The sequence below is a fragment of the Curtobacterium sp. VKM Ac-1395 genome (assembly GCF_015350975.1).
Taxonomy (GTDB): Bacteria; Actinomycetota; Actinomycetes; order Actinomycetales; family Microbacteriaceae; genus Curtobacterium.
The window spans coordinates 225,305-238,381 of sequence record NZ_JADKRX010000005.1; the positions used below are offsets into that span (position 1 = coordinate 225,305).

Sequence of the window (13,077 nt, forward strand, 5' to 3'; positions counted from 1 at the left end):
GTGGTGCGCACCGCGAGGGTGGGTGCGCGGCCCCGCTCACTCCGAGAGGTAGGTGAGCAGGTCGTGTCGCGTCAGGACGGTGACGGGCTTGCCGTCCTCGACCACGAGCAACGCGTCCACGGTCTCGAGGGCACGGCGAGCCGACGACACCGACTCACCGACACCGATGAGCGGCAGGGGGTCGCCGACGGACTCGGCCAGACGGTCGGCCATCTTCGCCGCACCGGTGAAGACGTGCTCGAGCAGGTCCTTCTCGGCGACGGCGCCGATGACCTCGCCGATCACGACGGGCGGCTCGGCGCTGAGGACGGGCATCTGCGAGACGCCGTACTTCGACATGATGTCGACGACCTCGCGGACGGTGTCCCCCGGGTGCGCGTGGACGAGGTCCGGCAGGCGGCCGTCCTTGCCGGCGATGAGCGACCCGACCGTGCGGGCGTCGTCGGTCTCGGCGAAGCCGTACGAGCGCATCCAGCGGTCGTTGAAGATCTTGCCGAGGTAGCCGCGGCCACCGTCGGGCAGCAGCACGACCACGACGTCGTCCTCGGTCAGGTCACGGGCGGCCCGCAACGCGGCGACGACGGCCATGCCGCTGGAGCCGCCGACGAGCAGCCCTTCCTCGCGGGCCAGTCGACGGGTCATCGCGAACGACTCGGCGTCCGACACGGCGATGATCTCGTCCGCGATGTCGGGGTCGTACGCGCTCGGCCAGAAGTCCTCGCCGACGCCCTCGACGAGGTAGGGGCGACCGGTGCCACCCGAGTAGACGGAGCCCTCGGGGTCGGCGCCGATGATGCGCACGCGCCCGTCGGAGGCCTCCTTCAGGTACTTGCCGGTGCCGGAGATCGTGCCGCCGGTTCCGACGCCCGCCACGAAGTGGGTCAGCTGCGCCTCGGTGTCACGCCAGATCTCCGGACCCGTGGTCTCGTAGTGGCTGCGCGGGCCGTTCGGGTTCGCGTACTGGTTCGGCTTGTAGGCGCCGGGGATCTCCTGCACGAGCCGGTCGGACACCGAGTAGTACGACTCGGGGTGCTCGGGCGGGACCGCGGTCGGCGTGACGACGATCTCGGCGCCGTAGGCCGTGAGCACGTTCCGCTTGTCCTCGCCGACCTTGTCGGGCAGGACGAACACGCAGCGGTACCCGCGCTGCTGGGCGACGAGCGCCAGGCCGACGCCGGTGTTGCCCGAGGTCGGTTCGACGATCGTGCCGCCCGGGCGCAGGTCACCGGCGGCCTCGGCCGCGTCGATGATCCGCGTCGCGATGCGGTCCTTCGCGGACCCGCCGGGGTTGAAGTACTCCACCTTGACCAGGACCGTCGCTCGGACGCCCTCGGTGACCCGGTTCAGCTTGACGAGAGGGGTGTCGCCGACCAGGTCGACGACGGAGTTCGCGTAACGCACGCGTTGATCCTAGGCGGCGCACCTCCGCGCCACCCAGGCATGCGACGCCAGATGTCGGCCGGCCGTCGGGGCGGTCTGGATCGTCCGTGGCGGGGCCGCAGCGGGCCTCCCGTCATCCCCCGCTCGGCGACTCAGACCAGGTCGGCCGGCGCGTTCTGCTGCTGGTGCAGCAGCGCGTACGTCCCGCCGAGGGCGAGCAGTTCGTCGTGCGTGCCCTGCTCGACGATCTGCCCGTGGTCGAGCACGAAGACGACGTCGGCGTCACGGACGGTCGACAGGCGGTGCGCGATCGAGATCGTGGTGCGGCCGCGTGCGGCGTTGTCGAGCGCCGTCTGCACCACGCGTTCCGAGATCGAGTCGAGCGCGCTGGTGGCCTCGTCGAGGACCAGGACCGGCGGGTCCTTCAGCAGCACCCGTGCGATCGCGATGCGCTGCTTCTCGCCGCCGGACAGGCGGTAGCCGCGCTCCCCCACGACGGTGTCGTAGCCGTCCGGGAACGAGGCGATGGTCTCGTGGATGTTCGCCGCCCGTGCTGCGTGCTCGAGTTCCTCGGCCGTGGCCTCGGGCTTGGCGTAGCGGAGGTTGTCGCCGATCGTCGCGTGGAACAGGTAGGTCTCCTGGCTCACGATGCCGATGTGGCGCATGAGGTCCTCGTGCTCCAGGTCACGGACGTCGGACCCGGCGAACCGGACCGACCCCGTCGTGGCCTCGTACAACCGCGGCACCAGGTAGGACACGGTCGTCTTGCCCGCGCCCGACGGGCCGACGAACGCGGCGAACTGGCCGGGCTGGAGCTCGAAGGAGACGCCGCGCAGCGTCGGCTTGTCGGCCTCGCCGTCCGGGTAGGTGAACGTGACGTCGTCGAACGCGACGTGACCGACCCGCTGCTCGTCGACCTTGTGCGCCGTCGGTGCGTCGGTGATGGCGGGCTTCAGGTCGAGGTACTCGAAGATGCGGGCGAACAGCGCTCCCGACGTCTGCAGGTCCAGCACGACGCGGAGCAGCCCGACCGTCGGGAACAGCAGGCGCGACTGCACCGTCGTGAACGCCACGATCGTGCCGGCGGTGATCGGGACGCCGCCGAGGATCAGGTACGCCGCGACCAGGTAGATGATCGCCGGGATGATCGACAGGAAGATCTGGACGATCGCGAAGAACCACTGCCCGGACATCTGCTGGCGGACCTGCAGCGAGATCTGGTTGCGGTTCTCGTCGCCGTACCGGTGGGTCTCGCTGCGCTGCTGGTTGAAGCTCTTCGCGAGCAGGATGCCCGACACGCTCAGGGCCTCCTGCGTGATCGCGGTCATGTCCGACAGCGACTCCTGGGTCTGCCCGGCGATCTTCGCGCGGACCTGGCCCACGCGGCGCTGCGCGATGACGAGCAGCGGCAGCAGGACGACCGCGACGATGGTCATCTGCCAGCTGAGGAGCAGCATCGCGACCACCGCGGCGATCACCGTCACGGTGTTGCCGAGCACGGAGGAGATGGTGTTGTTCAGCACGCTGGCGACACCGCCGACGTCGTTCTGCAGCCGCGACTGGATCACGCCCGTCTTCGTCCGCGTGAAGAACGCGAGCTCCATCCGCTGCAGGTGCGCGAACAGCCGCATCCGCAGGGACCCCATGACCTTGTTGCCGACCGTCGCCGTCAGGTACGTCTGCCACACGCCGACGCCGGCGTTGGCGATCCAGAGGAGCACCATCGCCGTCACGAGCCAGGCGAGCACCGGCACGTCCGGGGTGCCCGACTTCGGGAACAGTCCCTCGTCGAAGGCCCGCTGGGTCAGCAGGGGCGGGATCACGGACAGGGCTGCGCCGAGCAGGACGAGCGCCACGGTGAACCCGATCGACCGGCGGTGCGGGCCGAAGAGCCCGGCGATGCGACCGAGGAGGTTCGGGATCCGCGGTGCCGCCGCGTTGGCGGCCCGCTGCGCGTCGAAGTCGCCGCTGGAGATCCGCCCGCCGCCGTGTCCACCACCACCGCGCATGCTCATGCGAGCTCCTTCCACCCGGCGCGACCGGACGGTGCGCACTCCCGAGTCAATGTAACCCCGCGGTCGGACATGGACGTGCCACCTGCGAGGTCCTGTGGAATTGACCCCCATCCGGGGCCGTGCGAGCATGACCCGTCCCGTTCCCTGCTCCACGAGGTCCCATGTCGTCCGCGCAGTCCCGCCCCGCCACGTCCCTCCGTCACCAACTGGCCCGGCGCAAGCCGATCGACCAGTTGCAGGCCGAGGCAGCAGCCGGGGTCGACGGCCAGCCGCTCCGCCGGACGCTCGGCGTGTGGCACCTGACGATGATCAGCGTCGGCGCCACGCTCGGCACCGGGATCCTCGTCGTGCTCGGCACCGCGGTCCCCCTCGCCGGGCCCGCCGTCTGGATCTCGTTCGTCGTGGCGGGCATCGCGGCGCTGCTCTCCGCCCTGTCGTACGCCGAGATGGCCGGCGCCGTCCCGACGTCCGGGTCGAGCTACTCCTACACGTACGCGACGATGGGCGAGGGCATCGCCTGGGTCTGCGGCTGGTGTCTCGTGCTCGAGTACGCCGTGTCCGTCGCCGCGGTCGCCGTGGGTGCGAGCGAGTACGTCGACGAGACCCTGAAGGTGTTCGGCACCCATCTTCCCGTGGCCCTGTCGGCCCCTCCTGGCGACGGCGGCGTGGTCAACCTGCCGGCGGCCGTGCTCGTCATGCTGGCGACGGCGGTGCTGCTGCCGGGGGCCCGCGAGAGCGCCTGGGTCAACACGCTGATGGTCATCGTGAAGATCGCCCTGCTGGTGTTCTTCGTCGTCGTGGCCTTCACCGCGTTCCGCGCACAGAACTTCGCGCCGCTCGCACCGATGGGCGCTGCCGGGGTCACCGCCGCCGCCTCGCGCCTGTTCTTCTCCTACATCGGGTTCGACGCGGCCTCGACCGCCGGAGAGGAGGCGAAGGACCCCCGCCGCGACCTCCCCCGCGCCATCATCGGGTCGATCGCCCTCATCACGACGCTGTACATCCTGGTGGCCATCGCGGCGATCGGCGCTCGGTCGTGGACGTCGTTCTCCTCCACTGAGGCCTCCCTCGTCCGCATCGTCGTCGACGTCACCGGACAGCCGGTCGTGGCACTCGTGTTCTCCGTCGGCGCGGTCATCGCCATCGCCAGTGTCGTGCTGACGGTCCTGTACGGCCAGACACGCATCCTGCTGACCATGGCGCGCGACGGCCTGGTGCCGAAGGCCTTCGGACGGGTGTCGAAGCGCACGGGCACCCCCGTCGTGAATACCCTGATCGTGGGCCTCGTGGTGACGGTCGTCGCGGCGCTGGTCCCCCTCGGGGAGCTCGCCGACGCGACGAGCATCGGCACCCTGGTGGCCTTCGCACTCGTGAACGTCTCCGTGATCATCCTCCGCCGGTCGCAGCCCGACCTCGAGCGCTCGTACCGGGTCCCGCTCTTCCCGGTCGTCCCGGTCCTCGGCACCCTGAGCTGCGCCCTGCTCGCGGTGTTCCTCGGCGCGGGCACCTGGATCGCGTTCGGCATCTGGATGGTCGCCGGCGCGGTGCTCTACGCGCTCTACGGTCGCCGCCACAGCACCCTCCGCTGACCCGCGACGCCCCGCCCCGCACTGCCGGGACGGCGCTGGTCACGGCACCAGCCCGAACTGCCGGAACAGCGCGCGGAGCCGGTCCGGATCGACGAGGTGCCACCACCGCACACGGATGAACCCGTTGACCTGCGGACGGATGCGGTCCTCCCGGATCTTCTCCTGCCACAGGACGTCCGCGGGTGCCCGCCCGCCTGTCATCGTCGGGTCGGTGTACTTCTGACGGCCGTCGAACTCCACGACGAACCCGACCGACGGCAGCCAGAAGTCGACCCGGTCGACCGAGCCGTCCTGACGCGGGAACTCCTGCTGCGCGACGACGTCGACGAACCCGAGTTCGGCCAGTCGTGCAGCGCAGAACGACTCCCCGACCGACTCGTGGCGGACGTCACTCGTGCGGAGTACCCGTTCGAGGTGGACGCGCCCCCGAGACCCGTGCTGCTCCACGAGTGGCTCGACCTCCGCGGGGCGCAGTCCCTTCCGGTACGCATCGTCGAGCAGCACCACTGCGCGCGAGAACGTCGCATCGAGCACAGCGCCGACTGCGGTCGCTGCGGCGCTGACGAGTTCGACGCCGGCGAAGGTGTCGGCCCCGGGTCGCTCTGCGTCGAACGGCGGCGATGACCGCACGGTCACACGGGAGATCTCGCTCCGGGCCCTGCCGGCCTGGGTGACCTGCACACGGTCGGGCCATCGGCCGATGTGCGCCCAGCCCCGGACCGCCGCCGCGGAGAGGTGTGAGATCGCGGCGTCACGAGGGAGACGCGGAGCAAGCGCCCGGATCAGGACGAGGTGCCGCGACCGAGCATCGAGCCCGTCCCAGTCGTCCGGTCGGAGGTAGACGCCCGGCACCAGCCGCTGCAGGGTCCCCGCCCGCGCCATCCGCTGGAAGCGGCGGGCAGTGGTGCGGCCCGTCGACGCACGCCAGAGACGTGGTTCGTGTGCGCTCTCGATCTCCATGCAACGAGCTTCGCTGCCGGCCCGGACACGGTGACGACGCCCGAGCGATCCGTGGAGAACTCCGGCCACCCGGTCGTCTGTGGAGGAACGGCTCCGCGACGGATGCGACACGACCTCCGGCGGAGCGACGCGCAACGGGCCGGAGGATGTCGCCCGATGCCCTCGCATGAGATGCAGGCGCATCGGGCGACATCGGGCTGCCGATTGCGCCGCGCGAACGCACCCACGATGTCGCTTTCGCCGGACAACCCCGAGCACGCCGACCAGCCGCGTCAGCCACCCTGCAGCGCCGCCGCGGCCCGCTGCCCGCCGCCGCGCCGCCGCCGGCCGGCCAACGCGCGCGGACCCCGCACACGACGAAGGCCGCCACCCCGAGGGGCAGCGGCCTTCGTGACCAGAAGGTCGGACTCAGACGAGCTCGACGGTGGCGCCGGCTGCCTCGAGGGAAGCCTTGGCCTTGTCGGCCGTCTCCTTGTTCGCGCCCTCGATCACCTTGGCGTCGGGGGTCTCGACGAGGGCCTTGGCCTCGCCCAGGCCGAGCGACGTGAGGCTGCGGACCTCCTTGATGACCTGGATCTTCTTGTCACCGGCCGACTTGAGCACGACGTCGAACTCGGTCTTCTCCTCGACCTCCTCGGCGGGGGCAGCAGCGCCACCGACCGCGGCAGCGGCGACGGGGGCAGCAGCGGTGACCTCGAAGACCTCTTCGAACTTCTTCACGAAGTCCGAGAGCTCGATGAGCGTGAGCTCCTTGAAGGCCTCGATGAGCTCGTCCTGCGAAAGCTTCGCCATGATTTTCTCCTACTACTAGCTAGTGCGTGTGGTTGATGAACGCGTGCCTGGTCAGGCCGCGGACTCCTGCTTCTCGCGGAGGGCGTCCACCGTGCGGACGGCCTGCGAGAGGGGTGCCTGGAACAGGTACGCAGCACCGAACAGCGAGGCCTTGAGTGCGCCGGCGAGCTTGCCGAGCAGCACTTCACGGGACTCGAGGTCGGCGAGCTTGTCCACCTCGGTCGCGGTGAGCGGGTTACCGTCGAAGTAACCGCCCTTCACCACGAGCTCGGGGTTCGCCTTGGCGAATGCACGCAGCGACTTCGCGACGGCGACGGTGTCACCGTGGACGAAGGCGAGAGCGGACGGACCGGCGAGTTCGTCGTCGAACGACGAGATGCCGGCGTTGTTCGCCGCGATCTTGGTCAGCGTGTTCTTCACCACGGCGTACGTGGCGTGCTCACGGATCGAGTTGCGGAGCTCCTTGAGCTGCGCGACCGTGAGACCGCGGTACTCGGTGAGCAGAACGGCGTTCGAGCTACGGAAGGACTCCGTGAGCTCGGCGACCGCAGCTTCCTTGTTCGCCATGGTTCTCCTTGGGGGTCTTGCCGGCAGCCCCAGGTCCCACTGCAACGAACACAGCACATGAAAAAAGCTCCGGCGCAGAGGCTCGGAGCTGCTCCCCCGCAAGCGGATGGAGTGGTTCGGAACACCTGCGCGGGCTGCCTCATGATGGAGGACCTTCGACTGCTGTGCGAGCACAGCAGCAAACCGGCGGTCTTTGGCTTCGAGAACTGTAGCAGATGCGGTGGACGCCACCAACCCCCGGACGGGAGGCTCGGTGCCGGCCCGCCACGAGCCTCCCGTCCGGTGAGTGCGGACCGTCCCGTCACGCGCGGTCCGGCACGCCGGACCACGCGTCCGCAGACGCAGGAGCGGCCGCAGCACCAGCAGCACCTGCACCCGCCCGCGCGGGCAGGTGCACCGTGAAGACCGTGTCGCCCGGACGGCTCTCGACCCCGACCCTGCCGCCGTGTGCCTGCACGACCGCGTCGACGATCGCCAGCCCGAGGCCCGTCGACCCCGCGGTCCGCGACCGCGAGCTGTCGGCGCGGGCGAACCGCTCGAACAGCTTCGGCAGGAACGCCGGGTCGATCCCCTGCCCGGTGTCCCGCACGGTCAGGTCGACACCGTCGCGGACCGTCTCGATGCCCACCGTGATGCGGGTGCCGTCGGGGGTGTGGGTCCTGGCGTTCGTGACGAGGTTGACGATGACCTGGTGCAGCCGGGCGGCGTCGCCCAGCACGACGACCGGGGTGGGCGGGACGTCGACCTCGATGACGTGCTCGGGCGAGGCCGCGTGGGCGTCGTTGACGGCGTCGAGCACCAGCCCGGTCAGGTCGACGTCGTCGAGCTGGACCTCGCGGCCCTCGTCGAGCCGGGCCAGGAGCAGCAGGTCCTCGACCATCGAGGTCATCCGCAGCGACTCCGACTCGATCCGGCTCATCGCGTAGACGACGTCCGGCGGCAGGTCACCGCCCATCCGGCGCGTGAGCTCGGCGTAGCCGCGGACCGAGGCCAGCGGCGTGCGGAGCTCGTGCGAGGCGTCCGCGACGAACTGCCGCACCTTCTGCTCGGAGCGTTCCCGGGCCTGCATCGCCCCGCCGATGTGACCGAGCATCCGGTTGAACGCGGTGCCCACCCGACCGACCTCGGTGCGCGGGTCGGTGTCCGGCACGCGGATGCCGTCGAGGGCGTCGCTGCGGTCGAGGGGCATGCCGGCGACCGTCGTGGCGGTCTCGGCGACGCGTTCGAGCGGTCGGAGGGAGCGTCGGACGGCGAGCGCCGCGGCGGCCGAGGCGACGACGAGCGCGAGCAGCATCACGACGAGCACGACGCCGAACAGCTTCCAGACGCTCTCGTACACGGGCGCCATGGGCAGGCCGACGACGAGCACGGCCGGACCGACCGGCGCGGCGGTCACCCGGTAGCGGCCGAGGTCCCCGCCGAGGTCCACGGTCCTCGGCTGCCCGTCGACGCGCACGCCGCCGAGCGGTTCGACGGCCGACGCAGCCAGGCTGTCGAGGTGGCCGTCGTCCTCGAGCACGCTGCCGATGACGGCGTTGCCGTTGAGGAAGTAGGCGGTGAGGGTGCCGGCGGCCTGCCCGGACGGGCGGCCGATGTCGAGCCCCGGCCCGCCGGACCCCTGCCCCTCGATCGACTTCTGGGCGCGGCTCGTGGCGTACTGCAGCTGTTGGTCGATCGCGGAGCGCTGGATCGAGAACAGCGCGACGATGCTGCCGGCGCCGATGACCGCGCTGACGGCGACGACGAGGGCGACGATGCTCAGGACGAGCCGGCGGCGCAGGGTCACGGGATCAGACGACGGGCTTGATGACGTACCCGACACCGCGCACGGTGTGGATCATCGGCTGCTCGCCGGCGTCGATCTTCTTGCGGAGGTAGGAGATGTAGATCTCGACGACGCTGGACTTGCCGCCGAAGTCGTACGACCACACGCGGTCGAGGATCTGCGCCTTCGACAGCACACGCCGGGGGTTGCGCATCAGGAAGCGCAGGAGCTCGAACTCGGTGGCGGTCAGCTCGATGGGCCGGCCGGCGCGGGACACCTCGTACGACTCCTCGTCGAGCACCAGGTCGCCGACGACGATGCGGGAGTCGCCGGCCTCGGAGATCGAGATCTGCGAGCGGCGGATGAGCCCGCGGAGGCGCGCGACGACCTCCTCGAGGGAGAACGGCTTCGTGACGTAGTCGTCCCCGCCGGCGGTGAGGCCGGTGACGCGGTCCTCGACGCTGTCCTTCGCGGTGAGGAACAGCACCGGGGTGTCGTCGTTGTTCTGGCGGAGCCGGCTGAGGACCTGCAGCCCGTCGAGGTCCGGCATCATCACGTCGAGCACCATGGCGTCCGGCTTGAACTCCCGCGCCTTCGTCAGGGCGTCCTGTCCGCCGTTCGCGCTCGTGACGTCCCAGCCCTCGTACCGCAGCGCCATGGAGAGCAGGTCGGTGAGGCTGGCTTCGTCGTCGACGACGAGGATGCGCAACGGCGAACCGTCGGCACGCGTGAGGCGTGGGGCTGCGGAGGGCTGGGAGATGGTCACGTCTTCGAGTATCGAGACGAGTCTATGAGTCGTCTGTGGAGCAGCCCACGGCGGTCTGTGGATGATCTGTCACGCACCATGTCCACATCCGTACGGTGGGGAACATGATCCGTTCTGCTGCCTGGCCCGTCGACGCAGCTGCCGTCGACGTCGCCGCGCTGACGGCGACCGCACTGACGGCGACAGCCGGGAGGCCCGGCTCGGCTCCGGCGGACCGGCTCACCGTCGCGCAGTCCGTCGCCGCCACCACCCCACCGCTCACCGCGGGCACGGCCGCCCGGTCCTTCGTCACCCTCGCCGCGGTCGCCGCGGTGGACGTCGGGCTGGCCCGGACGGTCGAGCCGCACCTGGACGCGCTCTCGATCCTGGCGCAGGCGGACGCCGAGGTCCCGGCGGGCTCGACCTGGGGCGTCTTCGCCGCGGAGGGTCCCGGGCTGCGGCTCGAGGCCTCCGGCGACGGTGCCGACGGGGTCGTGCTCGACGGCACGAAGCCCTGGTGCTCGCTCGCGTCCCAGCTCTCGCACGCCCTGGTGACCGCGCACCGCGGGGACGACCGGCAGCTGTTCGCCGTCGACCTGCGGCAGGACGGCGTCACCACGCACGACGATGCCTGGGTCGCGCGCGGCATGCCGGACGTGCCGAGCGGGCCGGTGGACTTCGACGGGGTCGTGGCCGTCCCGGTCGGCGACCCCGGCTGGTACCTGACCCGTCCCGGGTTCGCGTGGGGCGGCATCGGCGTCGCCGCGTGCTGGTGGGGCGGAGCCGTCGGGCTCGCCCGCGTCCTCCGCGACCACGCCGCGGCACGTCCGGACGCCGAGCTGCTCCGGGTCGCGCTCGGTGCCGTGGTCGCCGACCTCGCGGACGCCGAGGACGCCCTCGCCGACGCCGCCGCCCGCATCGACACCGACCAGGACTCCGACTGGCCCCTCGTCGCGCAGACCGTCCGCTCGCGGGTCCGCCGGGCCGTCGACGCCGTCCGCACCCGGGTGGTCTCCACGATCGGCCCCGGCCCGCTGACGTCCGAGGCCGCCGTGGCCGCGCGGGTCGCCGACCTCGAGCTCTACGTGCTGCAGGACCACGGCGACCGCGACCTCGCCCGCATCGGCCGGATGGTCCTCGAGCGTGGCGGTGTGGCGTGGTGAGCTTCGACCACCGGGAGCCGGGGACCGACCCCGAGGCCTGGACGACGTTGCTCGACACGCTCTCCCCCGACGCGGTCGACCTCGACGGCTACCAGGCCGTCGTCGTCGTCGCGCCGCACCCCGACGACGAGACGCTCGGCGCCGGTGGCCTCATCGCCGCGGCGGCGGACGCGGGCCTGCCCGTGCACGTCGTGCTCGTGACGCTCGGCGAGGGATCGCACCCCGACTCCCCCACGACCACCCCCGCCGAGCTCGCGGCCGTGCGTGCCACCGAGTTCCGGGACGCCCTCGAGCTGCTCCACCCCGAGGTCACCGCCGGGTCCCTCGGGGTGCCGGACGTCGGCCTCCGCGAGCAGCCGGACACGCTGCGGGACGCCCTGGTCGCCCGGCTCGACGCCACCCCCGGCCGCTCGCTCCTCGTGGCGCCCTGGCGCGGGGACGGACACCGCGACCACCGTGTCGCCGGCGAGGTGGCCGAGGCCGTCAGCGCCGAGCGGCCCGACGTCGACCTGCTGTCCTACCCGATCTGGGCCTGGCACTGGGACGACGCTGCCGAACCCGCCGCGCCGTGGCTCACCGCCCGCGCGCTCGCGCTGACCGACGACGTCCTCGACCGGAAGCGTGCCGCGCTCGCGGCCTACCGGTCGCAGGTGCTGCCGCTCTCCCCCGCGCCCGGCGACGAGCCCGTCGTCGACGACCGGCACGCCGCCCACCACCTCCGCCACACCGAGTGGTTCTTCGGCGGGCAACGCTCACGCTCCCGGGAGTCCTTCGACGCCCACTACGCCAGGAAGCCCGAGGGGTGGGACTTCGACGGCTCCTGGTACGAGCGTCGGAAGCGTGCCGTCACCCTGGCGGCGCTGCCCCGCGAGCGGTACCGGTCGGCGCTCGAGATCGGTTGCGCGACCGGTGTGCTGACCGCCGCACTGACCGACCGCGCCGACGACGTCCTCGGCACCGACATCGCCGCCGCACCGCTCGAGCGAGCCCGCTCCCGTGCGCCGCACGCCCGGTTCCTGCAGGCCGCGCTGCCGGACGACTGGCCCGAGGGCACCTGGGACCTCGTCGTGATGTCCGAGGTCGGCTACTACCTCTCCCCCGACGACCTCGACCGGACGATCGACCACGTCATCGCGTCACTCGCCGACGACGGCGTGCTCGTCGCCTGCCACTGGCGCCACCCCGACGACGAGGCCGTCTCGAGCGGGGACGTCGTCGACGCCCGCCTCACCGAGCGCTGGCCCCGGCCCGCGATCGTCCGGCACGTCGAGGACGACTTCGTGCTGAGCGTCCTGCCCGGCCCCGGCGTGGTCTCGGTCGCCCGGGACGAAGGACTCGTCCGGTGACGGACGCAGGGGCGGACGCACGGACCGGAGCAGGAACGGGGACGGGGTCGGGGACGCCCGGGGTCATGCACCGCATCGACGTCGTCGTGCCCGCACACGACGAGGAGGACCGGATCGGCGCCTGCCTCGACGCCCTCGACGCCGCCGTGGTCCGGCTGGCGGTGGAGCGCCCGGACGTCCGGGTCGGCATCACCGTGGTGCTCGACGGCTGCACCGACGACTCGGCGGTGATCGTCCGCGACCACGGCATCGACCACATCGAGACCGCGCACGTCGGGGTCGGACGTGCCCGCTCGCTCGGCGTCGCGCACGCGATCCGCGCCGCCGGCACCCCCGACCCGGTCCGGCAGTGGCTCGCCCACACCGACGCGGACTCGCGCGTCGACGAGTGGTGGCTCGTCCAGCAGGCCGACGCGCTCGTCGCCGGGTGGCATGTGCTGATCGGCGCCGTGGTGCCCGACCCGCGCGACCTCGACCCCGACGTCCTCGAGCGCTGGACGATCGCGCACCCGCCCGGAGCGGCACTCGGCCACGTGCACGGCGCGAACCTCGGGGTGCTCGCCGCGGCGTACACGGCCCTCGGCGGGTTCGACCCCGTCCCCGAGCACGAGGACGTCCGCCTGGTCGAGCGCGCCCACGCGCTGGGGCTGCGGGTCGAGGCGACGACCGACCTCCCGGTCGTCACGAGCGGCCGCTTCGCGGGGCGCACCCCGGGCGGCTACGCGGAGCACCTCCGGCAGACCTACGCCCCATAG

General features: G+C 71.8%; 11 protein-coding genes. 4 read left to right on the top strand and 7 right to left on the bottom strand.

All coding sequences use genetic code 11. From position 1 onward, the window contains the following. Positions 1 to 36: 36 nt before the first annotated feature. Positions 37 to 1,401 (bottom strand): cystathionine beta-synthase, encoded by a 1,365-nt coding sequence (locus tag ITJ68_RS14545; protein ID WP_194662185.1) that lies wholly within the window; start codon positions 1,399 to 1,401, stop codon positions 37 to 39. A 131-nt stretch (positions 1,402 to 1,532) separates the two neighbouring features. Further along, on the bottom strand, positions 1,533 to 3,395 hold the full coding sequence (locus ITJ68_RS14550; protein WP_194662187.1) for an ABC transporter ATP-binding protein: 1,863 nt from the start codon (positions 3,393 to 3,395) through the stop codon (positions 1,533 to 1,535). Positions 3,396 to 3,556: 161 nt separating this feature from the next. On the opposite strand from ITJ68_RS14550, the gene ITJ68_RS14555 reads away from it, so the two are divergent. Further along, positions 3,557 to 4,984: an APC family permease gene (locus tag ITJ68_RS14555; RefSeq protein WP_194662189.1), complete on the top strand. Its 1,428-nt coding sequence runs from the start codon at positions 3,557 to 3,559 to the stop codon at positions 4,982 to 4,984. A 39-nt stretch (positions 4,985 to 5,023) separates the two neighbouring features. Here ITJ68_RS14555 and ITJ68_RS14560 read toward each other — a convergent pair whose 3' ends face one another. The 5 genes from ITJ68_RS14560 to ITJ68_RS14580 form a co-directional block, all read right to left on the bottom strand. After that, positions 5,024 to 5,944 (bottom strand): hypothetical protein, encoded by a 921-nt coding sequence (locus tag ITJ68_RS14560; RefSeq protein WP_194662191.1) that lies wholly within the window; start codon positions 5,942 to 5,944, stop codon positions 5,024 to 5,026. Between the two features lie 408 nt (positions 5,945 to 6,352). After that, the gene (gene rplL, locus ITJ68_RS14565) at positions 6,353 to 6,736 is read right to left on the bottom strand and encodes a 50S ribosomal protein L7/L12 (RefSeq protein WP_071270222.1); all 384 of its coding nucleotides are present in this window, start codon (positions 6,734 to 6,736) and stop codon (positions 6,353 to 6,355) included. A 51-nt stretch (positions 6,737 to 6,787) separates the two neighbouring features. Beyond that, positions 6,788 to 7,303 (bottom strand): 50S ribosomal protein L10, encoded by a 516-nt coding sequence (rplJ, locus tag ITJ68_RS14570; RefSeq protein WP_017888663.1) that lies wholly within the window; start codon positions 7,301 to 7,303, stop codon positions 6,788 to 6,790. A 301-nt stretch (positions 7,304 to 7,604) separates the two neighbouring features. After that, positions 7,605 to 9,089, bottom strand: a complete 1,485-nt coding sequence (locus tag ITJ68_RS14575) for a sensor histidine kinase (protein WP_323743331.1) — start codon at positions 9,087 to 9,089, stop codon at positions 7,605 to 7,607. Between the two features lie 4 nt (positions 9,090 to 9,093). Beyond that, entirely contained in the window at positions 9,094 to 9,834 is a 741-nt protein-coding gene (locus ITJ68_RS14580) for a response regulator transcription factor (RefSeq protein ID WP_194627066.1), read from the bottom strand. A gap of 104 nt (positions 9,835 to 9,938) precedes the next feature. Here ITJ68_RS14580 and ITJ68_RS14585 point away from each other — a divergent pair, with 104 nt between their 5' ends. The 3 genes from ITJ68_RS14585 to ITJ68_RS14595 are packed head-to-tail and all read left to right on the top strand — an operon-like array spanning position 9,939 to position 13,077. Further along, positions 9,939 to 10,976, top strand: a complete 1,038-nt coding sequence (locus tag ITJ68_RS14585; RefSeq protein WP_194662195.1) for an acyl-CoA dehydrogenase — start codon at positions 9,939 to 9,941, stop codon at positions 10,974 to 10,976. Further along, positions 10,973 to 12,322, top strand: coding sequence for a PIG-L family deacetylase (locus tag ITJ68_RS14590; RefSeq protein WP_323743332.1), 1,350 nt, complete (start codon positions 10,973 to 10,975; stop codon positions 12,320 to 12,322). Before ITJ68_RS14585 ends, ITJ68_RS14590 begins: the two co-directional genes overlap by 4 nt. After that, complete coding sequence (locus ITJ68_RS14595) at positions 12,319 to 13,077, top strand: glycosyltransferase (RefSeq protein WP_194662199.1); 759 nt, start codon at positions 12,319 to 12,321, stop codon at positions 13,075 to 13,077. The genes ITJ68_RS14590 and ITJ68_RS14595 overlap by 4 nt, the downstream gene beginning before the upstream one ends.

Bases quoted from the DNA above. Each gene is read 5' to 3' on its own strand.
- rplJ (WP_017888663.1), bottom strand. From the start codon at position 7,303: ATGGCGAACAAGGAAGCTGCGGTCGCCGAGCTCACGGAGTCCTTCCGT.
- ITJ68_RS14585 (WP_194662195.1), top strand. From the start codon at position 9,939: ATGATCCGTTCTGCTGCCTGGCCCGTCGACGCAGCTGCCGTCGACGTC.
- ITJ68_RS14550 (WP_194662187.1), bottom strand. From the start codon at position 3,395: ATGAGCATGCGCGGTGGTGGTGGACACGGCGGCGGGCGGATCTCCAGC.
- ITJ68_RS14555 (WP_194662189.1), top strand. From the start codon at position 3,557: ATGTCGTCCGCGCAGTCCCGCCCCGCCACGTCCCTCCGTCACCAACTG.
- rplL (WP_071270222.1), bottom strand. From the start codon at position 6,736: ATGGCGAAGCTTTCGCAGGACGAGCTCATCGAGGCCTTCAAGGAGCTC.
- ITJ68_RS14560 (WP_194662191.1), bottom strand. From the start codon at position 5,944: ATGGAGATCGAGAGCGCACACGAACCACGTCTCTGGCGTGCGTCGACG.